This window comes from Aminobacter sp. GW821-FHT11F06, assembly GCF_058808215.1.
In genome coordinates this window covers 95,456-119,284 of record NZ_JBXARL010000011.1, presented here as the reverse complement: position 1 = coordinate 119,284, position 23,829 = coordinate 95,456, and the positions used below count along the sequence as shown (strand labels likewise).

Sequence of the window (23,829 nt, the reverse complement as noted above, 5' to 3'; positions counted from 1 at the left end):
CTCCGAGACTCACTGAAGCTTTGACAACCTCAGCTTTCCCGGCCGGGACCGAATGGACAACCTCCTGAAAGCTCACATCTAGCTCAGAACCGCATGTCGGCCAGATGCCTTCGAAGTCGTCTCATCTGGCTCAGAAAAAAGCCGGCCGATGGCAGCGCCAGCCTGCGGCTTTTGGCGAAAGCGAATGGCGCAAGCGCCTTGTCCCATATCGGCCAATTCGAAGGCCATTCAGCGTCAGCGAGCTTCGGCACGTCCAAGGCGAGGATATCGAAATTCGCCGCGCCGTACCGCTTCAGGTGGCCTCTTAGCTCAACCTCGACTTCCGGGGCCATCTGCTCAGAGATCACAAACAGCGTTCGAACAGGCTCTGCCAACATGGCTTTGAACTTCGTGCAAAGGTAGTCGTGCCGGCTTCGGGATTCCGCGTATCGCTTGCCGAATGCATCCTCGTCGCAGCCGACTGGGAACTCATGAGGATGGACAGTCCCAATCTTCGGGTTTTCGATCACCCCGTTCGAGATCGACAAGTCGCCCTGGTCAAAGCACCCGACAAAGTCCCGGCGGAAATACTCAAGCAGTGACGTTTGCGGCGTTCCTTGCCAGTCAAACGGGCCACTCGGGGCCTGCGGCGGATGTATCTGAGAGCGCCTTGCCTCGTCGGATTTCCCCGATCGCTTTCGAATGATGCGGATAGCGTTGAGCTTGGTCTCGCAATTCGGCCCAAGACTAAGAAGTCGGTCAAACGTCTGCACAAAATGCCCCTTGCATCACCCTGCAAGGAGAGATGCCAGAAACGGCAGTAATTCGCCAGACGCTCAAGCGACGGTTTACTGGCCAGGCGCCATTTCTCACACTCAAAGGACATTTCTATGGACCGTAGCAAGTTCTACGCGGCCTTGCGCTCGCGCTCATCTGGCGTGTTCGGCACGCCGCTTTCGCCAGGCCAAGTCGCCAATCTCGAAGCGATCCTGGATGAGATCCAGGCCGCCGCCTTGCCGCTTCGACACGCAGCCTATGTGCTCGCCACGCCATACCATGAGGTTGGTTCGGCCATGGCGCCGGTCGCCGAAAACCTCAACTACCGGTCGGCTGAACAGATCAGGAAGACATGGCCCCGACGCCTGACCAAAATGCATTTTTCTGCATACTGCCCCGCTGCCAAAGGTGGCGGGGCTTTTTCTGCGTTCAGGCCCAAGGATCTCGACTACCAGCGGTATTTCAAAGAGGCAGCAGCTCCGTAGGCGGAGACATTACCCGAAAACTCGCCGTTGAATGAGACTTTGGCCGACATGTTGTCGGAGATACCAAACTCAGCGCCAGCATCGACGAGCAGCGCGTGGCGATCCGGTTCAGCACCATCCACGGTAAAGCTCGGGGCGCCAAGATTCTGGAAGTTGGCCGTGACGGTGCGTGGGCTGTCCCCGTTCCAGGCCCAAGCAAGGCGCCCGGTCAATTTGATGCCGGCGCTTTCTGTAGCGATGAAGTGTTCCAGCCGTGCACCAAGCTCGGTGCGGACGATGGACTCTGTGTGTGAATCGTAGTTCAGCGCCAAGGGCGCGCTGCTGTCCGTCGACGTCTCGGAATAGCTGGGCATGAAGTAGCTCGCCCCTTGCACCGCACCATACGGCGTTATCGCTGCAAACGACGTATCGTGGCGGTAGCCAGCTTCGAGGCGGCCAGACAGGGTATGAGCGTTATAGTCGGCCTCGTAGTTGTTGCCCATGACCGTGCGCGATGTGTCGACACTGTTGAAGGCGTAGCCTGCTGCGGCCGACACATAGGCATGGCTGAACGTCCTCGAGCCATAGACGCCGGCGTTGAACACTCCGGTGCGGCCGGAACCCAAATCGTTGTCCAGCGAGAAGTTCGAGCCGGCGCCACCAAGCGCAAAACCGACCTTGCCACCATCCATCCGGCGATCGAACCCGGTCGCGACGCCCCAGCCGCGCGTTGTCAGATTGGACGAGCCGATGGTCACGTCGCCGTCGATATCCTGTGAACCGCCGTAAACCGTACCCCACATGCCCCAGGGCGTTTCAATCCCATGACCGGTCTGGGCCGACTTCACTCCGGCCTTGGCGAGTTCGTTGTTGGCGGCTTCAGCCGCGCTCGGCGTGTCTCCGGCAAGGGCGGCCAGCGCCACCTCCGAGGACAACTGTGTGGTATCGGTCGTATAACTCAGAGGGGCGGGGCGCTGTGAAACCAGCGGCGTGCTGCCGGCCCCCGTCGCATATGGGTCGCTGATCTGGGCCAAGAACATATTGGCCGAATGCAGCGCCGATGAAATTGCGGCTGTCCCGACCTCGCCAGAAAACAGGGTCAGTTCTTCCGCCCTCAGGTCCGCGAAGGCAGGTGGAAGTGTGTCGTTCGCATCGAAATATGAGAGCAGCGAATTGGCTGCCGCCTGCTGGTTCCGATTCAGCGCTCCATAGTCGGGTCGTTGCATCCCGAAGGTCATAAGGAACGCCAGGTCTTGTTGAATGGATGACCAACTAGCGGAGGAAAGCAGAGAGAAATCAATGCCATTGTTAAAAAAGACGAACTTACCGCCTGCATAGACGCCGTCCGAGCCAATTGCACCCCACCCATAGCTCCCGTTTGATTGGGGGGAAGTCGTAGAGGTCGTGAGAAACGTCACGTACTGGCTTCCGGCGACCAAGGTGACGCCACCAGTGCTGACGGTGACTGGACTGTAGCCAGCGCCAGAAGGGGCGATGAATACCGTGGACTGGTAAAGCGGGGAACCCACGATCCGTTGCGTCGTAGGGTTCCACTCGTAAACGAAGGCTTGCACCTGCGGCGCTGTTCCCGATGACTGATGCAGGTAGAACGTGAAATCCCGCAAATTGGTCTGCGCAGCGGTCGGCGTAATGGTCTGGCCGTAGGTCGCAGTATTCGGCACGCCAAAGGAGGAGATGAAACTGGTCCCATTCCACGCGGGACGGGTATCGATCACTTCATGCGTCTGCGCGTGAGCAACGCCCGAAAGCGAAAACAATGCAACTGTCGCTGCAATGAACAGCGTTTCCCGCCCAATCATTTCGACTATTCCCCCTCAAGCCCGACACACCAATATTGCAGCGATTGGTCAGAGGCAATCGTCTATTAGCGCGGGCTCACTCCATTTCCTGCACGCCGTGGCAGTAGAGGCCGATGCGCAGCCCCTTTGCGTCACGCGACCAAGCAATCACGCCGGCATGCTGGTCTTCGATCATCTTGCTGAAGCGAACCGCCGCATCGCCGCTTTGCATTTACTTCGGATCTAGCGATCACAATGAACGGCCCGCCAGGATGTTCGATCCGAAGCGGGCCGTCTGCATTTGCGCAGGGGTGGCTTGGGTGCCGACGCAACACTCGCTTGTTTGCCGTAGGGCGCTGCGTCGGCCCACTTCACCCATCTGGGCGCCCATTGTTGGGCTTCAGAGCCGTAGTGAGCAAGTACACTAATAGATTGACCTGCCTCACCTTTTACCAGCGATTAACCAAGCCGCGCAACTATGGCTGAGCGGTCATGTATCCAGTACCGCGTCCTTAAACCTGACCAATCAAGAGCCCCGTCACCACCCAATGAGTGGCGGGGTTTTTTGTATTCTTGGCCCGATTTGGTTGTGCTGCCAGCGCCCATATATCGAGGTGATGAACAAGATGGACAGGCTTTCGCGCGCTCTCTTGTGAAGCCGGTTAGCACGAGAGGCGCTGAAGAAATCGTCTAGCGTGAAGCAGTCGGGCACGTAGGGGGCCAAGTCGTTCGGAATCCACTGCACCCATAGACACGGGTTGTCTACATCGAACACAGCTTGCCAGGTGCCATCGTCGTTTGCTGCCAAGTCACAAATCACGAGCGCCATGGTGATCTCCTTTTGGGAGAAAACTGCCGTAGCCCTTTCGCCCTCGCAATGGTCAAATCTAGCCATTGACATCGGGTTCGTTGCTGCCTGGTGACATCCATGTGGTCTAGAAGGCAAGAGGCTTCTGCTAATCGCCTAGGACATTCATGGCAGCAGGAAGCTCGGGACGAAATAGGAGATGTACCGGCAATTGCGGTGGATCGTCTTCTCCACGACAAACAGTTCGTAGTTCCAGCATGCCTGAGACATTGCAAAGGCGAGCGCCGAGTACAGAGTTAGAATCGTCGCGCCGGCAATGTATGCGAATTGCTTCATGGCCGGCGTCTCCTCAAGTTGGCCCGCTCGACTACGACAAGCATCTCGGCAGTACCCCGTTGCCCAAGTCATGGCATCAGAGCGCTACCCCTTTGCCGCAGTTGAGGCGCGTCGGGCCTACTACAGCGCCGCAATGTCATTCCATGTCCGGCACTTCGCCATGCTGATACAGGATTTTCGGCTCGCCATACTCGCCAATCGCTGGGTTGGCATCGCGAGACCAGGCGATGACGCCGGCATGTTCGCTTTCGCCCATCTTGGCCAAGCGCACTGCTGCATCTTCGCTTTGCATTTCTCTGGGATCGAACGCTGGCTGAAGGTTGCCCTCGGCATCTCGGTTGAACGCCGCCACGACGATCAGCTTGGGCATCTTCTGTTCGGGCAGTATGTGACCTGTGTTGGCCATACAGCGTCCGCCTGATTGATTCGAAGCCTGAACGCTGGGTCGGCAGTTGCTATTGAATGCCCCAAACCGCGGCCATTACGATCAACATCGTCCCTGCCCAATACAGACCCCTGAACCACCATCGGTTCACACGTTCCGTCAGGGTAACACCTCCATGCGTTTGGATGTCCCAACCTTTAAGAGCGAGCGTTGCCCAAAGGAGGATTGCCGTTCCAATGCACGCTGCCAACGTGATTGAAGTTGTGCCCGGTTCGAACAGCATAACAGCAGTCCAAGCGATGAGTGCGCCGGCAATCACGGCGGATAAGCCCCATGCAGCAGCCTCCGTGAAAGACTTTCGAACGCCGTATATTCCTGGGGATTGCTTCAGCGAAGTGTCGCTATTGAGGACGATGTTGTCCTCGCGTTCAAGCATCTCAAACCGTGCGGGCCGCAAGATGGCGAGACAGCAAGATAAACAATCCGAGAAATCGACGCTTGTGTGGAGGTCGTGTTGGCCATCAACCCAACCTTAAGCTCTCGGCTTTGACGATCTTGGGCATGATTTCTCCCCGTTGCCGGCGCAGGTGCCAGAAATTGGCGCGGGGTCAATCCATGTCGCGCTCATGTCGCGTGGATTAGCCGTGGTCATTTGGAAACCCTTGGAAATCAAGGGAACCCAGTTGCAACATGACGCAACATGCCGCCAGCAAATTTCGGAACCTAAGTTCTTGATTTTGTTGGTGATCCCGACAGGAATCGAACCTGTGACCTACAGATTAGGAATCTGCCGCTCTATCCTACTGAGCTACGGGACCATTTCACTGCACACATAACGGCTTCCAGCGGATTCGCCAATGATTTTTGGCGGGCAAATGGCGGGACCGGCCGAGGCTGGCAATTCCCGCCCAAAACGGCCTCAGGCAGCCAGCGCCGTCTCGGCCAGCTTGACCCAGTAGCTGACGCCGTGGGGGATGACCTCGTCGTTGAAGTCATAGGCCGGATGGTGGAGGTTGGCGCTGTCGCCATTGCCGATGAAGATGAAGGCGCCCGGGCGGGCTTCAAGCATGTAGGAAAAATCCTCGCCGCCCATCAGTGGCTGGATCGCCCGGTGCACCTGCGGTTCGCCAGCGACGGTTGCGGCGACATCGCCGGCAAACACCGTTTCTTCCGGATGGTTGACCGTGACGGGATAGTTGGAGTCGTAGTCGAGCTCGATCGCGGTGTCGGTCGCTTCTGCGACGCCGCGGCAGATCGCGCTCATGCGCTCCTGGGCAAGCTTGGCGACTTCCTTCTTCAGCGTGCGCACCGTGCCGGCGAGCACAGCGTGCTCAGGGATGACGTTATAGGCCGAGCCGGCAATGAACTTGGTCACCGAAACGACGATTGCTTCGGCCGGGTCGGTCGAGCGCGAGGCGATCGTCTGCAAGGCCGTCACCAGCTGGCTGCCGGCGACGATCGGGTCGATGGCGCGGTGCGGCATGGCGGCATGGCCGCCCTTGCCCTTGATGGTGATGGTGAATTCGGCGGTCGCCGCCATGATGGCACCGGGACGGATGGCGAACTGGCCGACCGGCAGGTTCGGCATGTTGTGCATGCCGAACACCTTCTGGATCGCGAAGCGCTCCATCATGCCGTCCTTGACCATCTCGTTGCCGCCGCCACCGCCTTCTTCGGCGGGCTGGAAGATGACGGCGACGGAGCCCGCGAAATTGCGCGTTTCGGCGAGGTATTTGGCGGCCCCCAGCAGCATCGCGGTGTGACCGTCATGGCCGCAGGCATGCATCTTGCCCGGCACTGTCGAGGCGTAGGGCTTGCCGGTGATCTCCTCGATGGGCAGGGCGTCCATGTCGGCGCGCAGGCCAACCACGCTTCCGGCACCGAGGCTGCCCTTGATGATGCCGACCACACCGGTCTGGCCGATGCCGGTGACGACCTCGTCGCAGCCGAACTCCTTGAGCTTGCCGGTGACGAAATCGGCAGTTTCAAAGACGTCGAAATTGAGCTCCGGCTTCTGGTGCAGGTGGCGGCGCCAGCCGGCGATCTCTTCCTGCATTTCGGCGGCTCGGTTCAGGATCGGCATGTTTTGTCTCGACTTCCTGTTTGTTGGACCAGAGGTCCAGATTCGCATTTGTGATCGCGCAAGCTCTGCCATCTTGGCGTCACATAGGTTATTTAGCAGCAGCGGCGACGCCGTGGCCATGGGTTCTTTGCCGGCCAGCGCGTTGCCATCCCGGTTTACGGAAATCTTATGGACGGCCGGCTATGATCGGCAAGAGGCGATTTCGGATTTGATGATGAAGATGCAGTTCGTCAGAAGCATGTTCCTTGGGCTTGCAGCCGCAACCGCGCTTGGCGCAGCCCCCGCGGCCGCCAATCCGGCACTGCTTTTCGATGTCAATTCCGGTGCCGTCATCGAACATCAGGACGCGTTTTTGCGCTGGCATCCGGCGTCGCTGACCAAGCTGATGACCGCCTATACGACCTTCCGGGCCGTCCAGGCAGGCGAACTGGCGTTCAATTCGCCGATCAAGATCAGCAAGAAGGCGGCATCTTATCCGCCGGCCAAGATGGGCTACCAGCCGGGTTCGGTGCTGACGCTCGACAACGCCATCAAGATCATCATGGTCAAGTCCGCCAACGACGTCGCAGCCGCCATCGGCGAAAATGTCGGTGGCACGACCGAGGCATTTGCAGCACGGATGAACGCGGAGGCGCAAAGGCTGGGCATGACCGGAAGCCATTGGGTCAATGCCAACGGCCTGCATGACCCCGACCAGTACACGACGGCGCGCGACCTTGCGATTCTGGTGCGGGCGATCCGGCTCGAATTCCCGCAATACGCGTCCTACTTCGACATCGAGGGCATCATTGCCGGCAAGGCAAAGCTCAAGAATTTCAATCCGCTTGTCGGTCGGTTCCCCGGCACCGACGGCATGAAGACCGGCTTTGTCTGCGAATCGGGTTTCAACCTGGTCGCTTCCGCCAATCGCAACGGCCGCACGCTCGCAGCGATCGTGCTGGGCGCGACCTCGCCCGACGACCGCGCCGAGGAAGCGGCCAAATTGCTGCAGGCCGGCTTCGGTAGCACCAGCACCAGTCCAGCGACTGTCGGCACGCTGGCGGCGTATGGCGACAATCGCGATCTGGCAACCAACATGCGCGAAGAGGTCTGCTCCAAGAAGGCCAAGCATGTGGCCTCCGACGGCCCGGCGCCGACCGAAGCGGGCGCTGCGCCCGACAAGGTTTCGATCATCCCCGAAATGACGCGCCCGCGTAACTGGGTGACAGTCAGCCTCGGTGGCGCAACGGGTCCGAAGCCGAAGGGGCTCGGCGGCCGCGACCTGGTTGAATATGCCGACGTGCCGCTGCCGACGTGGCGTCCCGACATGCCTGCGCCGGCAGGCGCCGCGCCGCTCGCATCGGGGGCGGCCAAGTCGTGAACCGGCAAGCCGTATTTCCGATCCCCGTATCGGTGCTGACCGGCTTTCTCGGCGCTGGCAAGACAACGCTGCTCAACCGTCTGCTCAAGGATCCGGCGCTCGTCGACACCGCCGTCATCATCAACGAATTCGGTGATGTCGCCATTGACCATCTGCTGGTCGAAAAGGCCTCGGACGGTGTCATCGAGCTGTCCGATGGTTGCCTGTGCTGCACCGTGCGCGGCGAACTTGTCGACACGCTCGCCGATCTTGTCGACCGCCTGCAAACCGGCCGCATCGAGCGGCTGGCGCGCGTGGTGATCGAGACCACGGGTCTCGCCGATCCGGTGCCGGTCCTACAGTCGATCATGGGCCATCCGGCCCTCATCCATGCCTTCCGGCTCGACGGCGTCATCACGGTCGTCGACGCGGTCAACGGTTCAGCCACGCTCGACGCCCATGTCGAGGCGGTCAAGCAGGTGGCGGTAGCCGACCGCATCGTTTTGACCAAGGCCGACCTTGTCGACGATGCCGAATGGCTCGATGCGCTGAAGGCGCGGCTTTCCCGCATCAATCCGGGCGCCGAAATCCGCGCGGTCGAGGGTCCTGCCGTCGCAAAGCTTCTGCAATGCGGGCTCTACGACCCGGCGACCAAGACCGCCGACGTGCGCCGCTGGCTGGGCGAGGCGGGTGATCACGCCGATCATCACCACCATCATGATCACCATGGCCACGACCATGGCGATCACCACCACGATCACGCGCATGGCCACGATGCGCGGATTGGTTCGTTCTCGCTTACGCATGGCGGCGCGCTGCCGTTTTCGACCATCGAGATGTTCCTCGACCTTTTGCTGTCGACCCAGGGCGACAAGCTGTTGCGCATCAAGGGCATCGTCGAGCTGATGGAGGACCCGGCGCGGCCACTGGTCATTCACGGCGTGCAAAAGATGCTGCACCCGCCGGCGCGGCTGCCGGCATGGCCCGATGCTGTGCGGGGCACGCGGCTGGTGCTGATCGGCATCGACCTGCCGCAGGACTATGTCCAGCGGCTGTTTTCGGCCTTCGTCAACAAACCGGCGATCGACACACCCGATCGCGAGGCGATGGAAAACAACCCGCTGGCGATTGTCGGGCGGTAGCTCTCACGATTTCTGAAAGTCAGGAGCCGCGTTCGACAAGAAAGCGGTGACCGCCTGTAACAGGCTTGGTCTCGACCAGCCTGTGGCCGGCGTCCTGGCAAAAGGCGGGGATGTCGATCACGGCGAGCGGGTCGGTGGTTTCGAGCCACAACAGGCTGCCGGGGGCCATGTCGGCCAAACGACGCTTGGCCTTGAGCACGGGCAGGGGGCAGTTGAGCCCCCTGAGATCGTAAATGTCAGTCGCCTCGCTCACTGCGGTCAGCTGCCGAACAGCCCGAGCAGCTTGTTCTTGAGCTTGGTGGCGGTGCCGGCCTGTTCGACGGGGGCAGCCTCGGCTGCCTGGGCTGGCGCTTCGGTGACCACCGGCGACGGCGAAGGCACGGTCGCGGTGACAATCGGCTCCGCAGCGGCAGCCTTGGCGGCCTTTGCAGCGGCAACGGCAGCCATCTTTTCTTCGGCGGCTTTCTTTTTTGCGGCTTCGGCGGCGTCGAGCGCTGCCATGCGGCGTCCTTCGGCCGAATCGATGCGGCCCATGCGCCCGGTGACGGTCACCGTGCCATCAGGGTTCAAGGATGGCGGCTCGATCGGCACGCGCTCGCCACGCGCCCGCTTCTTGGTCCACTCCGAGACGATGGCCGCTTCCTTGACGCCGGCGATCGTTGGCTTGGGCGCATCGACGCCGCCCTTCGAGGCGCTGGCGAAAGCGGCGTCATACTTGCTCTGATAGGCCTGATAGGCGGTCTGCAGGCCTTGCGGCTGGGTGAAGGCCGGGCAGGGGCCCGTCGGGTTGAACGCACCAGTGCCTTCGGCAACGCCGTTGAAGATATAGCGCTTTTCGCAGACATCGACCTTCGGCGGCACCTTGGTGATCTCGAAGTGGTCGTAGCCTTCCTTCAGCATCGCCCAGAACTGGTAGTTCGGGTCGTTGCGATAGCGCGCCATGTTGGCGGCGGTCATGCGGAAGGGGAACGCCTGGATCTGGAATTCGGTCTGGCCGCCCTGGAAGGCATCGCGGCCGAAGGCATAGATCTCCTCGATCTGCGCGTCGGTCATGGAATAGCAGCCCGAAGAAGAGCAGGCGCCGTGAACCATCAGGTTCGAGCCGGTGCGGCCGTTGGCGCGGTCATAGTTGTTGGGATAGCCGATGTTGAACGACAGGTGATAGCTGGAGTTCGGGTTCATCTGCGAGGGACGAACCGAATAGAAGCCCTCCGGCGCCTGGCGGTCGCCCTCGGTGAATTTGGGGCCGAGCTTGCCCGACCATTTGCAGATGTTGTAGCTCGCTATCATGTCGTAGCGGCCGTTGGTCTTCTGCTTCCAGATCTCGACCTTGCCCTCTTCCTTGAAGATGCGGGCCATGACCGGCGAGGCGCGGCTCATGCCCTTCGCCTTCATCTCGGAAAGGATCTTCTCCGGCAGGCCCTTATTCTTCGGCGAAAAGTCGTTGATAGCGGATTCCGAACAGCCGGCCACCGCGAGAGCGGCCATGAGCAATCCAGCGCGTGCGATATTGGCGATCATCGATAAATGTCGTCTTCTTCATATCGGCGACAGCGTAAGCACGCCGTCGACCGGCCCGTCCTGATACTGCCTCGACCCTAAGGCCGTTAACCTTGAAAAATCCTTACCGCAAGTTCTCGGCCCGTCCCAAATGCGCAAAATCACGGCAAGTTCATTGAACGTGCCGAGGCGGCAATTTTGTGGCGAAAACGTGCCGTGGCCCATTCAGGCCACAGTTTGCGCAATCAGAGGCTGCGGCCGATCGCCAGATATTTCTCGCGGCGATGCTCGCGGAAATCGATATTCGAGCCGGCAAATTCGCTGAATGTCTTGGCGATCAGGTCGCCGGTGGCCGAAATCACCGCTTCCGCGTTGCGGTGCGCGCCGCCGAGCGGCTCGGTGATGATCTGGTCGATGATCTTGAGGCCGAGCAAATCCTGGGCGGTGATTTTCATGTTCGTCGCCGCGTCCTTGGAGCGCGTCGTATCGCGCCACAGGATGGAGGCAGCACCTTCCGGCGAAATCACCGAATAGATCGCATGTTCGAGCATGAAGACGCGGTTGGCCGCAGCGATCGCAATCGCGCCGCCCGAACCGCCTTCGCCGATGACGATGGCGATCGAAGGCACCTTGAGACCAAGGCTTGTTGAGGTCGAGCGCGCGATGGCTTCGGCCTGGCCGCGCTCTTCGGCGCCCACACCTGGATAGGCGCCGGCGGTGTCGACGAGCATCACGACCGGGATATTGAAGCGGTCGGCCATCTCCATCAGGCGCACAGCCTTGCGGTAGCCTTCTGGGCGCACCGAGCCGAAATTATGCTTGAGGCGGCTCTTGGTGTCGGAGCCCTTTTCCTGGCCGAGCACCAGCACCGGTTCGCCGCGGAAGCGGGCGAAGCCGCCAACCATGGCATTGTCCTCGCCGAAATTGCGGTCGCCGGCGAGCAAGGTGAAATCGGTGAACAGGCCGTTGATGTAGTCGAGGCAATGCGGCCGGTCGGGATGGCGGGCCACCTGAACCTTCTGCCACGGCGTCAGCGCCTTGTAGGCGTCGCGCAGCGCATCGCGCGAGCGCTTCTCCAGCCGCTTGATCTCGTCGCCGACATCGACGGCTTCACCGTTCTCGGCGAGCTTCTTGAGCTCGAGGATTTTGCCTTCAAGGTCGGCAACGGGCTTTTCGAAATCGAGGTAATTGTACATTGGCGAGCGGGCTACCACGCTGAAAAAGGAGGCACTGGGAGCACAAAAATGGCGGTGCCGCGCCAGTGGAACGTGGCACTCACATAGCGATATGGACCCTAATCGGCAAGCGGATGATGTTCGTTGACCAGTTTCAGCAGTCTTTCCTGAAGCACATGGGTGTAGATTTGTGTGGTTGAAATGTCGGAATGGCCCAGCAATTGCTGTACCGCGCGCAGGTCGGCACCGTTTTGCAGGAGGTGGCTGGCAAAGGCGTGGCGCAGCACGTGCGGCGAGATTTTTGCTGTGGCGATGCCCGCGCGCGCGGCAAGCCCCTTGAGGTCGCGGGCAAAAACCTGGCGGGGCAGGTGGCCACTTTCCGATGCTGAGGGAAACAGAAATACGCTCTCGGCCTGCTTGGAATCGCGATTGCGTTCATCGAGCCAGCGCCGCATGGCATCACGCGCCTTGGCCGACAGCGGCACCATGCGGTCCTTGTCGCCCTTGCCGCGCACAACGAAGAATCGCTCGTCGCGCAGTGCCACCGTCAGCGGCAGGCTGACCAGCTCTGAAACGCGCAAGCCCGTGGCGTAGAGCACCTCGACAAGCGCATGCATCCTCGTTGTAGCGAAGCTGTCGCCAGCAGGATCGGCGGCTTCCGTCGCCGCACGGTCGAGCAGCCGTCCGGTTTCGGCCTCGCTCATCGTCTTGGGCAGCGGCCGGTCTTTCCTCGGGCTGTCCAGGATGCCGGTCGGATCGTCGCCACGCAGCCCTTCGGCATAAAGGAAACGGAAGAATTGCCTGAGTGCCGAGAGCTTGCGCGCTTGCGAGGTGGCAGCGAAACCGCGGCCTGCGATGTCGTCGAGATAGTTGCGAATGCCGGCGGAATCAGCGTCGGCAAGGCGGCCGCCAAGATATTCGGAGGCGTCTTCGAGGTCGCGGCGATAGCTTGAAAGCGTGTTGTCGGCGGCACCGCGTTCGGCGCTCATCATTTCGAGGAAGGCCTCGATGCGCGCGCCGCTTTTCATTTCTTGGGTGCGAGCTTTTCGGGCGGGATGCGGACGGTGATTTCGGCCTTCTTGGGCTCAACGAACATCACCAGCGCGAACATGGCACCGTAAATGATGCCCGCCAGAACAGCGAGCGTGACAAGGAACCGGAAAAGTGTCGGCATCGATGTGTTTGCCCGTCCGTACTATCCTGTGCCCTTATGGGACGCCGCTTGCGGCAATTCAAGGGCGCGTTTGGTGCCATGCGCTTGACGCAACGGGGCTTTTCATGTCGATACGCCGGCGAAAGGGCCGCCATGACACCCGACGTGCAGACTCCATTTCCCGAAGGCTCGGTTGCTGCCCTGCTCGAACGGCTCGGCACACGCTCGATTGTCTTCGTTGGCCTGATGGGGGCGGGCAAGACCGCCATCGGCCGCAAGGTGGCGCAGGTGCTGGGTCTCGGCTTCATCGACAGCGACCACGAGATCGAAAGCGTGTCGCGGATGACCATTCCCGAGCTGTTCGAACGTTATGGAGAGGTCGAGTTCCGCGCGCTCGAACAGCGTGTCATCGGCCGGGTGCTGGAGAGCGGCCCGCAGGTGCTGTCGACCGGTGGCGGCGCCTTCATGAACGCGCAGACAAGGTCGGCTATCGCGGCGCACGGCGTCTCAGTCTGGCTCAAGGCCGACCTCGACCTTCTGATGGAGCGCGTCTCCAAGAAGCAGAATCGGCCGTTGTTGCAGAACGCCGATCCGCGTGCCGTGCTCGCCAAGCTGATGGACGAGCGCTACCCGGTCTACGCGCTTGCCGATCTCACGGTAGCGACCCGCGACGATCGCAAGGAAGCGATCGCCAGCGAGGTTATTGAAGCGCTGTGCAACCATCTTGGCGTGCCCGGCAGGATACATGTCTCGGAAGCCTCGGAGGATCACGAATGAGTGGCATCGTCACAGTCGAAGTCGGGCTTGGCGACCGCGCCTACGACATCCTGATCGGCCCGGGCCTGATCGAGCGTGGTGGCGAGTTGATCCAGCAGCGCCTGCCCAAGGCGCGTACGGCAATCGTTACCGACGAGAATGTCGCTGCAGCGCATCTGGAGCCGCTGGTGGCCAGCCTCACAGCTGCCGGCAACGCGCCTGCGGTGATCAAGCTTCCCGCCGGCGAAAAGACCAAAAGCTTCGATTCGCTGGAAACAGTCGTTGACCAGATCATCGCCGCCCGTCTCGAACGCGGCGATGCGGTGATCGCGCTCGGCGGTGGCGTCATCGGCGATCTCACTGGTTTCGCCGCCGGCATCGTGCGGCGCGGCATGAATTTCGTGCAGATGCCGACCTCGCTTCTCGCCCAGGTCGATTCGTCCGTTGGCGGCAAGACCGGCATCAACAGCCCGCGCGGCAAGAACCTGATCGGCGTCTTCCACCAGCCGAAGCTGGTGCTGGCTGATACGGCAGCACTCGACACCTTGCCGCTGCGCGAATTCCGCGCCGGCTACGCCGAGGTTGCCAAATATGGCCTGATCGACCGTCCGGAGTTCTTTGACTGGCTGGAGAAAAACTGGCGCGAGGTTTTTGACGGCGGCCCGGCCCGCATCGAGGCCATCGCGCAATCCTGCCGCGCCAAGGCCGATGTCGTCGCCCGCGACGAATTCGAGACCGGCGACCGGGCACTGCTCAATCTCGGCCATACCTTCGGCCACGCGCTCGAAGCCGCCACCGCCTATGACGGTGCGCGACTTGTTCATGGCGAGGGTGTCGCCATCGGCATGGCGCTGGCGCATCGTTTTTCGGCGCGGCTCAATCTGGCAAGCCCCGACGATGCGGCGCGCGTCGAAGCGCATCTGCGCGATGTTGGCCTGCCCTGGCGCATGGCCGACATACCAGGCAGCCTGCCCGACGCCGATGCGCTGTTCAATTACATCACCCAGGACAAGAAGGTGTCGCGCGGCGCGTTGACCTTCATCCTGACGCGCGGCATCGGCCAGTCCTTCATTGCCAAGGACGTGCCGGCTTCCGAAGTGATCTCCTTCCTCAAGGAGAATCACCCGGGATGAGCGGCTGGATCGTTGCGGGCGTTCTGGTGGGGCTGATCCTTGTGGTCCTGGCCTTCCGCGACCGCCTGCTTACCTCGCTGGGCTACGAGCTGATCGCGCTGACGCCGCAGCGTTCCGCCCATGACGAGCTGCGCGGGGCGGTCGACGAGTTCCACCGCGACGGCCAGGTGGTCAAGCAGGACCGCGACCAGGTCGGCGGCCTGCTCGACCTGCACGAGCTCGAAGTCTCCGACGTCATGGTCCACCGCACCGCCATGCGCTCGGTCAATGCCGACATCGCCTCCGAATTGCTGGTCCGCGAGATCCTGCAGAGCCCCTATACGCGCATGCCCTTGTGGCGCGGTTCGATCGACAACATCGTTGGCGTCATCCACGCCAAGGACCTGCTGCGCGCGCTCAACGACGTCGAGGGCGACTATTCCAGGGTCGATGTCCTCAAGGTTGCGTCCAAGCCGTGGTTCGTGCCCGACACCACGACGCTGCAGGAGCAGCTCAACGCCTTTTTACGCCGCAAGGCGCATTTCGCCATCGTCGTCGACGAATATGGCGAGGTCGAAGGGCTGGTGACGCTCGAAGACATCATCGAGGAAATCGTCGGCGAAATCGCCGACGAGCACGACATCGATGTCCAGGGCGTCAAGCAGGAGGCCGATGGCTCGGTTGTGGTCGACGGCACCGTGCCGATCCGCGACCTCAACCGCGCGCTGGACTGGCACCTGCCCGACGACGAGGCAACGACAATCGCAGGCCTCGTCATTCACGAGACCCAGTCGATTCCCGAGGAAAAGCAGGCCTTCACCTTCCACGGCAAGCGCTTCATCGTCATGAAACGCGACAAGAATCGGCTGGCACGAATCAGGATCAGGCCGGCGGTGGCGGAGCCGCAGACGGCTGCAGTGCGACCGTCGAAGTAGCGCCGGGCCACAAGATTCGCCCTACGAACAGACCGAGCAACGCCCCGGCGAATTGGGCCACAATGAAGGCTGGTACATTGACCGGTGCGATGCCGGCAAATGTGTTGGTCAGGGCACGCGCTATGGTCACCGCCGGACTGGCGAAAGATGTCGACGAAGTGAACCAGTAGGCCGCGAGAATGTACAGGCCGACGGCAAAGGGCGTCGTTTTTGGCGCCTGAGCAATGCATCCAAGGATGGTCAGAATCAGGCCGAATGTGGCGATCGCCTCGCCGAGCCATTGGCCCGGGCCTGTGCGAACGGTTGTCGAAAACTGTACGATCGGCAAGTCGAACATCGCGTGCGTGGCCCAGACACCCAGGATCGCGCCGACCACCTGTGCGGCGACGTATGGCAAGAGCGATGACCATTCGAGACGATTCTCAAGGGCAAGTACGAGGCTGACCGCAGGGTTGAGATGGGCGCCGGAAACGGGTCCGAATATCGAGATGAGCACCACCAAGATGGCGCCGGTCGCAACGGCATTGCAGAGCAACGCCAAGGCGACAATTCCGCCCGCTAATTGCGCCGCCATGATGCCAGAACCGACGACCGTTGCGAGCAGGAACGCGGTGCCGAGGCACTCAGACAGCAGGCGGCGGGTGAGAGGACGACTCATCTGCCGCTGTCGGTGCCTTTGGAACTCGCGCCCTCCATCCTGCCGATTTCGTCAAGATGCGAGGTCAACGCCATATGGTCCAGGCTGGCGATGGGGAGTGCCGTGAAGGCCCTGATGCGGTTGCGCATGTATTTGAAAGCGGTGACGAAGGCCGCTTCCTTTTCGAGGTCGGTGCCTTCGACATGGCTCGGATCCTCGATGCCCCAGTGCGCATTGGCGGGATGACCGAGCCACACCGGGCAGGCTTCGCCAGCCGCGTCGTCGCAGACAGTGAAGATGAAATCCATTTCCGGCGCACCTTTTACCGCGAATTCGTCCCAGGTCTTCGAGCGAAAATTCTGGGTTGGATAGCCGTAGCTTTCGAGCACCGTCAGCGCGAAGGGGTTGACGCTACCCTTGGGTTGGCTGCCGGCGGAGAAGGCGTTGAAATGCGGCGCGCCATCCTTGCGCAGGATGCTCTCGGCAAGGATCGAACGGGCGCTGTTGCCGGTGCACAGGAAAAGCACGTTGAAGGGGCGGTGGGGCATGGAATCACTCCGACGGGGCGCAGCAGGGGGACAGTTCGGCAATCAGCGGCGCGCAGATCTCCGGCCTGCCGTCGCAGCAATCCTGGAGCAGAAACAGCAGTACCTTGCGCAGGGCAGGGAGATCGGCGCGGTAGATGATCGAGCGGCCCTGGCGGTCGTTTCTGGCAAGGCCAGCACGGACGAGCACAGCGAGATGCGCCGACATGGTGTTTTGCGGCACGTCGAGCCTGCGCGCCAGGTCGCCGGCGGCGATGCCCTCAGGCTCGGCCGCAGCAAGCCGGCGGAAGGCTTCGAGCCGCGTCGGTTGGGCCAGAGCGGCCAGTGCGTCTATCGTACCGTTTGCATCCATATATCCAGACTAATGGATGTATGTGACGGTCAAATGACGGCGCAGTTGCGCCGCCAGCGTTGATAGGCTGCGAAGGAAAGTTGCTACCAGCGGGTCTTTTCGCCGGGCGCTGCGGGTTCGATCGCCAGCGCGTGCAGGCCGGCCTTGAGTTCGGCGGCGAGCGCATCGTTGACCGCGCGGTGGCGGTCGATGCGACTCATGCCGGCAAAGGCGGGTGCGACGATGCGGATGCGAAAATGGGTTTCGCCCGAGCCGTCAAATGTTGCATGGTCGCCGCCATCGACGTGGTGATGGCCGGCATGCAGGTGGCTTTCGTTGAGGACGGCAAGCCGTTCTGGCGAAAATGCCATGTTCAGCTTGTCTTCGATGGTTGCCTGTATGGACATCGGTCTCACCTTTCACCACATGTGTCGCCGCGAACAATCGTGCTATCAGGCGCAATTGAGCCGCAAATCAGGCGTTAGGGCCAACATCCTTGAAATGTCAATTCTTGTTTCACCGCGCCAAGAGGCGGTAAATACAATCCGATGAAGCCGTATCCGAAATATTTCGACAAGATCCGCGTCCGGCCCGATCCGGAAGCGGAGGTGAAGTCGCACGCGCCGATCTGCCAGTGGGACGGCTGCAAGCAGCCGGGAACGCATAAGGCACCCGTCGGCCGCATGAAGGAAGGCGAGTACTTCCAGTTCTGCTTTGACCATGTGCGCGAGTACAACAAGGGCTTCAATTATTTCTCCGGCCTCGCCGAGGGCGAAATCGCACGCTTCCAGAAAGAGGCGATGACCGGGCACAGGCCAACCTGGACCATTGGTTCCAATGCTGCGGCCAGTTCTGGTGGCACGGCGCGCTCGGCGCCGGATTTTGCCCAGCAGCGCTCGGGTCGTGCCGGCTACTACAACCGCATGCGCGACCCCAACACCATATTTGGCGGGCATGGCACGCCGCGCCAGCGGAAGGCCAAGCCGCTCGAAGCCAAGGCACTAGAGACGCTCGGGCTTGATACGAGAGCCACCGGGACCGATATCAAGACCCGCTACAAGGAACTGGTAAAACGCCACCACCCCGACGCCAATGGCGGCGATAGGGGCTCTGAGGACCGCTTCAGGGATGTGCTCCAGGCATATCGTGTGCTCAAGCAAGCGGGATTGTGTTGAGCCAGCCTGCGGTCGTGGTCTTTTCCAACTTTCATCTGGTCGGAAAAGGCTTTAAGACCGCCCCCGAAGAAAATTCGATTGCCGGCGTGGTCTGAAGCCATGCGCGTGGAGACGCTATGAACAAGGTCGATCGCGACATCACCAACCTGCCAGACACGACAGTGTCGGTGAAAGACACGTTTGGCTTCGACTCGAAGATGGTCGTTCCGGCCTATTCGGCCTCGTCGGAGCACGTGCCCGACATCGATCCGGACTATCTGTTCGACAAGGCCACCACGATGGCGATCCTCGCGGGCTTCGCCTACAACCGCCGCGTCATGGTGTCGGGCTATCACGGCACCGGCAAGTCGACCCATATCGAGCAGGTCGCCGCCCGCCTCAACTGGCCGATGGTGCGCGTCAACCTCGACAGCCATGTCAGCCGTATCGATCTCGTCGGCAAGGACGCGATCGTGGTCAAGGAAGGCATGCAGGTCACCGAATTCAAGGACGGCATCCTGCCTTGGGCCTACCAGCACAATGTCGCGCTGTGCTTTGACGAATACGATGCCGGCCGCCCCGACGTGATGTTCGTCATCCAGCGCGTGCTTGAATCCTCGGGCCGCCTGACCCTGCTCGACCAGAGCCGCGTCATCCGTCCGCACCCGGCTTTCCGCCTGTTCGCCACCGCCAACACCGTCGGCCTCGGCGACACCACCGGCCTCTATCACGGCACCCAGCAGATCAACCAGGCGCAGATGGACCGCTGGTCGATCGTGACGACGTTGAACTACCTGCCGCACGACAACGAGGTCGCGATCGTCATTGCCAAGGCCAAGCACTATCGCGACGCCAAGGGCAAGGAGATCGTCAACAAGATGGTCCGTGTCGCCGACATGACGCGTTCGGCCTTCATCAATGGTGACCTGTCGACCGTGATGAGCCCGCGTACCGTCATCACCTGGGCGGAAAACGCCGAGATATTCGGTGATGTCGGCATGGCGTTCCGCCTGACCTTCCTCAACAAGTGCGACGAACTCGAGCGCTCTGTGGTGGCCGAGTTCTATCAGCGCGCCTTTGGCGAGGACCTTCCCGAATCAGCCGCCAACGTCGTGCTGGGATAAGAACAGGCTCAGATGGCGGGGCCGGGCGACAACACACGCAACAAGTCAAAGACGGGCTCCGAAGCCGACGGCTTCAAGCGCGCCGTGACCGTTTGCATGCGTGCCATTTCGGGTGACAACGGCCTTGAAGTGGCCTTTGCCAAAGAGCGGCCGGCACTTGCCGGCAACCGCGCCCGCCTGCCTGAGCTGCCCAAGAAGGCCTCCGCCGGCGATATCGCCGTTACCCGCGGCCTTGGCGATTCCATGGCGCTCAAGCGCGCCTGCCACGACAGCCGCATCCACGCCCGCCTTGCGCCCGAGGGCAAGCATGCGCGCGCTGTCTTCGACGCCGTCGAGCAGGCCCGCGTCGAGGCAATTGGCAGCCGCGCCATGACCGGCGTCGCCCAAAACATCACCTCGATGCTCGAGGACAAATACACCAAGGCCAACCTCGCCGACGTCACCGAACAGTCCGAAGCGCCGCTCGAAGAAGCGCTGGCGCTGATGGTGCGCGAGAAGCTGACTGGCCAGCCCGTTCCCAAGAGCGGCCAGCGCATGGTCGATCTCTGGCGCGAGTGGGTGGAAAGCAAGGCCGTCGGCGATCTCGACGGGCTGCTCGGCAGCCTTGAAGACCAGCAGGCTTTCGCCCGTGTCGTGCGCCACATGCTGGCTTCGCTGGAGATGGCCGAGGAATACGGCGACGACCAGGAAACCGAGGATAACGAGGACCAGGACGACCAGCCGCAGGGCGAGGAGCAGAGCGAAGAGGGCGGTGAGGACGATGCTGGTTCCGACCAGTCGCAGTCCGAAGAAGCCGAATCTTCCGCCGAAGAGGAACAGACCGGCGAGATGGAGGCGTCCGACGCCACCTCCGACGATATGTCCGACGATGACGATGTCGATTCGGAGACGCCGGGCGAGGCACGCCGCCAGGACAATCCTTTCGCCAATCTGCCCAGGGAAATCGACTACAAGGTCTACACCACCGCCTTCGACGAGACTGTCGGCGCCGAAGAGCTGTGCGACGAAGACGAGCTCGACCGCCTGCGCGCCTTCTTGGACAAGCAGCTTGCCAATCTGTCCGGTGTTGTCGGCCGCCTCGCCAATCGCCTGCAGCGCCGCCTGATGGCGCAGCAGAACCGCTCATGGGACTTCGACCTGGAAGAGGGCTATCTCGACCCCGCACGTCTCGTGCGCGTCGTCATCGACCCGATGCAGCCGCTGTCGTTCAAGCAGGAGCGCGACACCAAGTTCCGCGACACGGTGGTTACGCTGGTGCTCGACAATTCCGGCTCGATGCGCGGCCGTCCGATCACCGTTGCCGCCACCTGCGCCGACATTCTGGCTCGCACGCTGGAGCGTTGCGGCGTCTCGGTTGAAATTCTTGGCTTCACGACCCGCGCCTGGAAGGGCGGTCAGTCGCGTGAGAAGTGGCTGAAGGACGGCAAGCCGCCGAATCCGGGCCGCCTCAACGATTTGCGCCACATCATCTACAAGAGTGCCGACGCGCCCTGGCGGCGTTCGCGGCGCAATCTCGGCCTGATGATGCGCGAAGGCCTGCTCAAGGAAAACATCGACGGCGAAGCGCTGCTTTGGGCGCACCAGCGCCTGATGGCGCGGCCCGAGCAGCGCAAGATCCTGATGATGATCTCGGATGGCGCGCCGGTCGACGATTCGACCCTGTCGGTCAATCCGGGCAACTATCTCGAACGTCATCTGCGCGCGGTCATCGACCTGATCGAAACGCGCTCGCCGGTCGAGCTTCTGGCCATCGGCATCGGCCATGACGTCACGCGCTACTATCGCCGTGCTGTCACGATTGTCGACGCGGAAGAACTGGCTGGTGCCATGACCGAGCAGCTGGCCTCGCTGTTTGGCGAAGAGAGCGCGCGTGAGACCCGCCGCGGCGGCTTCCGGCGCGCCGGATGATCTTTTCCGCGGCCCGATTGCGGCAGTTTGCGTGCGCTGCGACGGTGGCGCTCGCTTTTTCGACATCGCTCACCGCCTCTTCGCGGGCCGAGCAGCCGGCCATTGAACGGATGGAGGTTTCCGCCCGTTCGATCACCCAGTTCCAGATCGGCCTCGACCAAAAGATGTTCGGCCCGCTCGAATTCGTCGGTGGCCTCGAACTGACATCGTCGTCGCGTAATCTCGGCGCACTTTCCGCTTTCCGATTTTTGAAGCCGGGCAGCGATTTCATCGGCGTCGCCGACACCGGCTTCTGGTTCTTCGGGAGCATTGCGCGCGATTCGGCCCTGCGGCCGAGCGGTGTCGAGAATTTCCGCATGGTCCAGATGGTCGACGCCTCAGGCAACGCCATCGAAAAGAAGTGGCTGGCCGATGCCGAGGGCCTCGCCGTCAAGGACGGCATAGCCACGGTTGGCTTTGAGCGCATGCATCGCGTCGCCCAATACCAGATCGACCCGGACAACATGAAACCGGCGTTGCGCGAGCTCGACTTCCTGGTGCCGCGCAACGAACTGCGCCAGAACAGGGGCTTCGAGACGGTCGCCTATTCTCCCGAGAAGGGTGGGCTGGTGGTGGTGTCGGAAAAGAGCCTCGATGCGGCCGGCAACATCTTCGCCGCGATCATCGAGGGGCCGAAAAAGGGCGTCTTCACCGTCAAGCGCCACGGCGAGTTCGACATCACCGACGGCGCCTTCCTGCCTGACGGCGACCTGTTGCTACTCGAGCGCAGCTTCTCGATGGCATCGGGCGTGAAGATGCGGATGAGGCGCATAGCGTCAGAAAGCATCGTTAAAGGCCAGGTTGCCGACGGCCCGGTGCTGTTTGAGGCCAATATGGGCTACCAGATCGACAATATGGAAGGGCTCGACGTCTGGCAGCGCAGCGATGGCGCGCTGATGGTGTCGCTGATCTCCGACGACAACCACTCGATCCTGCAGCGCAATCTCTATCTGGAATTCATCCTGCACGGCGATTGAGTAGCGCAACCCTCAACCCTGTCGGTAAGGCCGAACGGCAAAGCGGAGCAGGGGGAGGTTTCGAGAGCGCTATCCCGTCCCTTGCTGTACACACGCCAGCGCAAAAAAAAGCGAGAGGCCCCCCAGCCCCTCGCTGCCCTTAACTCTGGGCCTCAGTGGAAGTTCAGGCCGCCAGATGTGTTGCGCGTGCCTGGGCGTAGTTTTGGCCGAAGCGGTTGGCGAGGAAGGCGTCGAGCGAGATGTCTTCCTGGCGGATGAAGCCCTGCTGCGGCAGTGCGCCGGAAGCCAGCATGTCAAGGACAGCACAGATGCCGGACGCTGTGGTGATCTGGATGGCGCTGCGGGTGATCTTGCCCATCTGGCGGCTGTAGATCTTGTTGGCGTAGCTTTCCTGCATCAGGCGACCGTTCTTGCGGCCGCTGACGGTGACGAAGATCACCACCACGTCCTGCATTGTCGCCGGCAGTGCGTTCTCCAGAATGTCCTTCAGCACCTCGCGGCGATGGCGCAGGCCGAGATCGTTGAGCAGTGCCTTCATGATCGCGGCATGGCCGGGATAGCGGATGGTGCGGTAGTTCAGCGTGCGCACCTGGCCCTTGTAGGTCTCGCACAGCGTGCCGAGGCCGCCCGAGGTGTTGAATGCCTCATAGGTGATGCCATCGAGCGAAAACTCCTCGCGCTCCTCGAGCGGCGGCACCTCGACCAGCGAGCCTTCGACGATGGCCTCGCAGGGCTCGCAATATTCGTTGATGACGCCGTCGGTGCTCCAGGTCAGGTTATAGTTCAGAGCGTTCGACGGATACTGCGGCAGCGCGCCGACGCGCATGCGCACGCTCTCCAGCGAATCAAAGCGCTTGGCGAGATCGTTGGCGACGATCGAGATGAAGCCCGGCGCCAGGCCGCATTGCGGGATGAAGGCGCTTTTGGCGGTCGTAGCCAGCTCCCTGACGATGCGGGTCGAGGCGACGTCCTCGGTCAGGTCGAGATAGTGCACGCCAGCCTTGGCAGCGGCTTCGGCGATGCGCGTGGTGAGATGGAAGGGGGCTGCTGACAGCACGGCGAACTTGCCGGCCAGAACAGCGTCGAGCGCACCGGCTTCAGCGATCTCGACCTTCAGCGTGTCGACGCGATTGCCGGTTTCGAGCGCATCGAGCTGGGCCTGCGAACGGTCGACCACGGTGACGTGATAGTCGCCCGTTTCGGCCAGCATGTCGGCGATGGTCGAGCCGATCTTGCCTGCGCCTACGACTACGATTTGTTTCATGGTCATGTCCCCTTCGAATGGATTTCGCGCGGATTCTATGGCCGCGTCTCGTCGAAAGGCAGTATCGATATCGCCGAAAAGACGCTATGTTTTTGGCAGATCGACGA

The 23,829-nt window shown here is 61.7% G+C and carries 27 protein-coding genes and 1 tRNA gene; 10 read left to right on the top strand and 18 right to left on the bottom strand.

Annotation, left to right across the window (positions count from 1 at the left end; translation table 11 throughout):
• Positions 1-83: 83 nt before the first annotated feature.
• Positions 84-752: a hypothetical protein gene (locus AC1RTB_RS23600; RefSeq protein ID WP_492881588.1), complete on the bottom strand. Its 669-nt coding sequence runs from the start codon at positions 750-752 to the stop codon at positions 84-86.
• Between the two features lie 117 nt (positions 753-869).
• Between AC1RTB_RS23600 and AC1RTB_RS23595 the strand changes: the two genes are divergently transcribed.
• Positions 870-1,241 carry a hypothetical protein gene (locus tag AC1RTB_RS23595; protein ID WP_492881587.1) on the top strand — a complete coding sequence of 124 codons (372 nt, stop codon included), beginning with the start codon at positions 870-872 and terminating at the stop codon, positions 1,239-1,241.
• Here the strand turns inward: AC1RTB_RS23595 and AC1RTB_RS23590 are convergent.
• The 7 genes from AC1RTB_RS23590 to AC1RTB_RS23560 form a co-directional block, all read right to left on the bottom strand.
• Positions 1,205-3,040, bottom strand: a complete 1,836-nt coding sequence (locus tag AC1RTB_RS23590; protein WP_492881586.1) for an autotransporter domain-containing protein — start codon at positions 3,038-3,040, stop codon at positions 1,205-1,207. The genes AC1RTB_RS23595 and AC1RTB_RS23590 overlap by 37 nt on opposite strands.
• Positions 3,041-3,116: 76 nt before the next feature.
• Positions 3,117-3,251 carry a hypothetical protein gene (locus AC1RTB_RS23585; RefSeq protein ID WP_492881585.1) on the bottom strand — a complete coding sequence of 45 codons (135 nt, stop codon included), beginning with the start codon at positions 3,249-3,251 and terminating at the stop codon, positions 3,117-3,119.
• Positions 3,252-3,557: 306 nt separating this feature from the next.
• Complete coding sequence (locus tag AC1RTB_RS23580; protein WP_492881584.1) at positions 3,558-3,848, bottom strand: hypothetical protein; 291 nt, start codon at positions 3,846-3,848, stop codon at positions 3,558-3,560.
• Positions 3,849-3,992: 144 nt separating this feature from the next.
• A complete protein-coding gene (locus AC1RTB_RS23575) occupies positions 3,993-4,163 on the bottom strand; it encodes a hypothetical protein (protein ID WP_492881583.1) in 171 nt (56 codons plus the stop codon).
• A gap of 136 nt (positions 4,164-4,299) precedes the next feature.
• Positions 4,300-4,533: a hypothetical protein gene (locus AC1RTB_RS23570; protein ID WP_492881582.1), complete on the bottom strand. Its 234-nt coding sequence runs from the start codon at positions 4,531-4,533 to the stop codon at positions 4,300-4,302.
• Positions 4,534-5,289: 756 nt separating this feature from the next.
• Positions 5,290-5,366: transfer RNA gene (locus AC1RTB_RS23565), tRNA-Arg, on the bottom strand.
• 101 nt (positions 5,367-5,467) lie between these two features.
• Positions 5,468-6,631: a M20 aminoacylase family protein gene (locus AC1RTB_RS23560; protein ID WP_492881581.1), complete on the bottom strand. Its 1,164-nt coding sequence runs from the start codon at positions 6,629-6,631 to the stop codon at positions 5,468-5,470.
• Positions 6,632-6,842: 211 nt separating this feature from the next.
• Between AC1RTB_RS23560 and AC1RTB_RS23555 the strand changes: the two genes are divergently transcribed.
• Positions 6,843-7,991, top strand: a complete 1,149-nt coding sequence (locus tag AC1RTB_RS23555) for a D-alanyl-D-alanine carboxypeptidase family protein (protein ID WP_492881580.1) — start codon at positions 6,843-6,845, stop codon at positions 7,989-7,991.
• A complete protein-coding gene (locus tag AC1RTB_RS23550; RefSeq protein WP_492881579.1) occupies positions 7,988-9,112 on the top strand; it encodes a CobW family GTP-binding protein in 1,125 nt (374 codons plus the stop codon). The genes AC1RTB_RS23555 and AC1RTB_RS23550 overlap by 4 nt, the downstream gene beginning before the upstream one ends.
• Positions 9,113-9,131: 19 nt before the next feature.
• On the opposite strand, the gene AC1RTB_RS23545 is transcribed toward AC1RTB_RS23550, so the two are convergent.
• From AC1RTB_RS23545 to AC1RTB_RS23525, 5 genes are all read right to left on the bottom strand, one after another.
• Positions 9,132-9,365, bottom strand: a complete 234-nt coding sequence (locus AC1RTB_RS23545) for a sulfurtransferase TusA family protein (protein ID WP_492881578.1) — start codon at positions 9,363-9,365, stop codon at positions 9,132-9,134.
• A gap of 5 nt (positions 9,366-9,370) precedes the next feature.
• Positions 9,371-10,633, bottom strand: coding sequence for a L,D-transpeptidase family protein (locus tag AC1RTB_RS23540; protein WP_492881577.1), 1,263 nt, complete (start codon positions 10,631-10,633; stop codon positions 9,371-9,373).
• A gap of 224 nt (positions 10,634-10,857) precedes the next feature.
• Positions 10,858-11,808 carry an acetyl-CoA carboxylase carboxyltransferase subunit alpha gene (locus tag AC1RTB_RS23535; RefSeq protein ID WP_492881576.1) on the bottom strand — a complete coding sequence of 317 codons (951 nt, stop codon included), beginning with the start codon at positions 11,806-11,808 and terminating at the stop codon, positions 10,858-10,860.
• Between the two features lie 98 nt (positions 11,809-11,906).
• Complete coding sequence (locus AC1RTB_RS23530; RefSeq protein ID WP_492881575.1) at positions 11,907-12,815, bottom strand: site-specific tyrosine recombinase XerD; 909 nt, start codon at positions 12,813-12,815, stop codon at positions 11,907-11,909.
• Positions 12,812-12,961: a histidine kinase gene (locus AC1RTB_RS23525; protein WP_492881574.1), complete on the bottom strand. Its 150-nt coding sequence runs from the start codon at positions 12,959-12,961 to the stop codon at positions 12,812-12,814. The genes AC1RTB_RS23530 and AC1RTB_RS23525 overlap by 4 nt, the downstream gene beginning before the upstream one ends.
• Before the next feature lie 132 nt (positions 12,962-13,093).
• Between AC1RTB_RS23525 and AC1RTB_RS23520 the strand changes: the two genes are divergently transcribed.
• Genes AC1RTB_RS23520 through AC1RTB_RS23510 form a run of 3 tightly spaced genes read left to right on the top strand, consistent with a single transcriptional unit; the run spans position 13,094 to position 15,743 of the window.
• Positions 13,094-13,717 carry a shikimate kinase gene (locus tag AC1RTB_RS23520; protein WP_492881573.1) on the top strand — a complete coding sequence of 208 codons (624 nt, stop codon included), beginning with the start codon at positions 13,094-13,096 and terminating at the stop codon, positions 13,715-13,717.
• Positions 13,714-14,829, top strand: a complete 1,116-nt coding sequence (gene aroB / locus AC1RTB_RS23515; RefSeq protein WP_492881572.1) for a 3-dehydroquinate synthase — start codon at positions 13,714-13,716, stop codon at positions 14,827-14,829. The genes AC1RTB_RS23520 and aroB overlap by 4 nt, the downstream gene beginning before the upstream one ends.
• Positions 14,826-15,743, top strand: coding sequence for an HlyC/CorC family transporter (locus AC1RTB_RS23510; protein ID WP_492881571.1), 918 nt, complete (start codon positions 14,826-14,828; stop codon positions 15,741-15,743). The genes aroB and AC1RTB_RS23510 overlap by 4 nt, the downstream gene beginning before the upstream one ends.
• Here AC1RTB_RS23510 and AC1RTB_RS23505 read toward each other — a convergent pair.
• The 4 genes from AC1RTB_RS23505 to AC1RTB_RS23490 all read right to left on the bottom strand — a co-directional run bounded on the left by AC1RTB_RS23505 (position 15,691) and on the right by AC1RTB_RS23490 (position 17,663).
• A complete protein-coding gene (locus AC1RTB_RS23505; RefSeq protein WP_492881570.1) occupies positions 15,691-16,401 on the bottom strand; it encodes an MIP/aquaporin family protein in 711 nt (236 codons plus the stop codon). The genes AC1RTB_RS23510 and AC1RTB_RS23505 overlap by 53 nt on opposite strands.
• Entirely contained in the window at positions 16,398-16,928 is a 531-nt protein-coding gene (locus AC1RTB_RS23500; RefSeq protein ID WP_492881569.1) for an arsenate reductase ArsC, read from the bottom strand. Before AC1RTB_RS23500 ends, AC1RTB_RS23505 begins: the two co-directional genes overlap by 4 nt.
• Before the next feature lie 4 nt (positions 16,929-16,932).
• A complete protein-coding gene (locus AC1RTB_RS23495; RefSeq protein ID WP_492881568.1) occupies positions 16,933-17,277 on the bottom strand; it encodes an ArsR/SmtB family transcription factor in 345 nt (114 codons plus the stop codon).
• Positions 17,278-17,360: 83 nt separating this feature from the next.
• Positions 17,361-17,663, bottom strand: coding sequence for a BolA family protein (locus AC1RTB_RS23490; protein WP_492881567.1), 303 nt, complete (start codon positions 17,661-17,663; stop codon positions 17,361-17,363).
• Positions 17,664-17,804: 141 nt separating this feature from the next.
• Here AC1RTB_RS23490 and AC1RTB_RS23485 point away from each other — a divergent pair, with 141 nt between their 5' ends.
• The 4 genes from AC1RTB_RS23485 to AC1RTB_RS23470 all read left to right on the top strand — a co-directional run bounded on the left by AC1RTB_RS23485 (position 17,805) and on the right by AC1RTB_RS23470 (position 22,458).
• Complete coding sequence (locus tag AC1RTB_RS23485) at positions 17,805-18,431, top strand: J domain-containing protein (RefSeq protein ID WP_492881566.1); 627 nt, start codon at positions 17,805-17,807, stop codon at positions 18,429-18,431.
• 116 nt (positions 18,432-18,547) lie between these two features.
• Entirely contained in the window at positions 18,548-19,534 is a 987-nt protein-coding gene (gene cobS / locus AC1RTB_RS23480) for a cobaltochelatase subunit CobS (RefSeq protein ID WP_492881565.1), read from the top strand.
• 12 nt (positions 19,535-19,546) lie between these two features.
• Positions 19,547-21,442, top strand: a complete 1,896-nt coding sequence (gene cobT, locus AC1RTB_RS23475) for a cobaltochelatase subunit CobT (RefSeq protein ID WP_492881564.1) — start codon at positions 19,547-19,549, stop codon at positions 21,440-21,442.
• Positions 21,439-22,458 (top strand): esterase-like activity of phytase family protein, encoded by a 1,020-nt coding sequence (locus AC1RTB_RS23470; protein WP_492881563.1) that lies wholly within the window; start codon positions 21,439-21,441, stop codon positions 22,456-22,458. The genes cobT and AC1RTB_RS23470 overlap by 4 nt, the downstream gene beginning before the upstream one ends.
• Positions 22,459-22,621: 163 nt before the next feature.
• Here AC1RTB_RS23470 and AC1RTB_RS23465 read toward each other — a convergent pair whose 3' ends face one another.
• Positions 22,622-23,761 (bottom strand): saccharopine dehydrogenase family protein, encoded by a 1,140-nt coding sequence (locus tag AC1RTB_RS23465; protein ID WP_492881597.1) that lies wholly within the window; start codon positions 23,759-23,761, stop codon positions 22,622-22,624.
• Positions 23,762-23,829 lie beyond the last annotated feature (68 nt).

Bases quoted from the DNA above. Each gene is read 5' to 3' on its own strand.
- AC1RTB_RS23590 (WP_492881586.1), bottom strand. From the start codon at position 3,040: ATGATTGGGCGGGAAACGCTGTTCATTGCAGCGACAGTTGCATTGTTT.
- AC1RTB_RS23580 (WP_492881584.1), bottom strand. From the start codon at position 3,848: ATGGCGCTCGTGATTTGTGACTTGGCAGCAAACGACGATGGCACCTGG.
- AC1RTB_RS23560 (WP_492881581.1), bottom strand. From the start codon at position 6,631: ATGCCGATCCTGAACCGAGCCGCCGAAATGCAGGAAGAGATCGCCGGC.
- aroB (WP_492881572.1), top strand. From the start codon at position 13,714: ATGAGTGGCATCGTCACAGTCGAAGTCGGGCTTGGCGACCGCGCCTAC.
- AC1RTB_RS23570 (WP_492881582.1), bottom strand. From the start codon at position 4,533: ATGCCCAAGCTGATCGTCGTGGCGGCGTTCAACCGAGATGCCGAGGGC.
- AC1RTB_RS23510 (WP_492881571.1), top strand. From the start codon at position 14,826: ATGAGCGGCTGGATCGTTGCGGGCGTTCTGGTGGGGCTGATCCTTGTG.
- cobS (WP_492881565.1), top strand. From the start codon at position 18,548: ATGAACAAGGTCGATCGCGACATCACCAACCTGCCAGACACGACAGTG.
- AC1RTB_RS23575 (WP_492881583.1), bottom strand. From the start codon at position 4,163: ATGAAGCAATTCGCATACATTGCCGGCGCGACGATTCTAACTCTGTAC.
- cobT (WP_492881564.1), top strand. From the start codon at position 19,547: ATGGCGGGGCCGGGCGACAACACACGCAACAAGTCAAAGACGGGCTCC.
- AC1RTB_RS23525 (WP_492881574.1), bottom strand. From the start codon at position 12,961: ATGCCGACACTTTTCCGGTTCCTTGTCACGCTCGCTGTTCTGGCGGGC.
- AC1RTB_RS23530 (WP_492881575.1), bottom strand. From the start codon at position 12,815: ATGAAAAGCGGCGCGCGCATCGAGGCCTTCCTCGAAATGATGAGCGCC.
- AC1RTB_RS23495 (WP_492881568.1), bottom strand. From the start codon at position 17,277: ATGGATGCAAACGGTACGATAGACGCACTGGCCGCTCTGGCCCAACCG.
- AC1RTB_RS23535 (WP_492881576.1), bottom strand. From the start codon at position 11,808: ATGTACAATTACCTCGATTTCGAAAAGCCCGTTGCCGACCTTGAAGGC.
- AC1RTB_RS23520 (WP_492881573.1), top strand. From the start codon at position 13,094: ATGACACCCGACGTGCAGACTCCATTTCCCGAAGGCTCGGTTGCTGCC.
- AC1RTB_RS23595 (WP_492881587.1), top strand. From the start codon at position 870: ATGGACCGTAGCAAGTTCTACGCGGCCTTGCGCTCGCGCTCATCTGGC.
- AC1RTB_RS23540 (WP_492881577.1), bottom strand. From the start codon at position 10,633: ATGATCGCCAATATCGCACGCGCTGGATTGCTCATGGCCGCTCTCGCG.
- AC1RTB_RS23470 (WP_492881563.1), top strand. From the start codon at position 21,439: ATGATCTTTTCCGCGGCCCGATTGCGGCAGTTTGCGTGCGCTGCGACG.
- AC1RTB_RS23500 (WP_492881569.1), bottom strand. From the start codon at position 16,928: ATGCCCCACCGCCCCTTCAACGTGCTTTTCCTGTGCACCGGCAACAGC.
- AC1RTB_RS23585 (WP_492881585.1), bottom strand. From the start codon at position 3,251: ATGCAAAGCGGCGATGCGGCGGTTCGCTTCAGCAAGATGATCGAAGAC.
- AC1RTB_RS23505 (WP_492881570.1), bottom strand. From the start codon at position 16,401: ATGAGTCGTCCTCTCACCCGCCGCCTGCTGTCTGAGTGCCTCGGCACC.
- AC1RTB_RS23555 (WP_492881580.1), top strand. From the start codon at position 6,843: ATGATGAAGATGCAGTTCGTCAGAAGCATGTTCCTTGGGCTTGCAGCC.
- AC1RTB_RS23490 (WP_492881567.1), bottom strand. From the start codon at position 17,663: ATGTCCATACAGGCAACCATCGAAGACAAGCTGAACATGGCATTTTCG.
- AC1RTB_RS23485 (WP_492881566.1), top strand. From the start codon at position 17,805: ATGAAGCCGTATCCGAAATATTTCGACAAGATCCGCGTCCGGCCCGAT.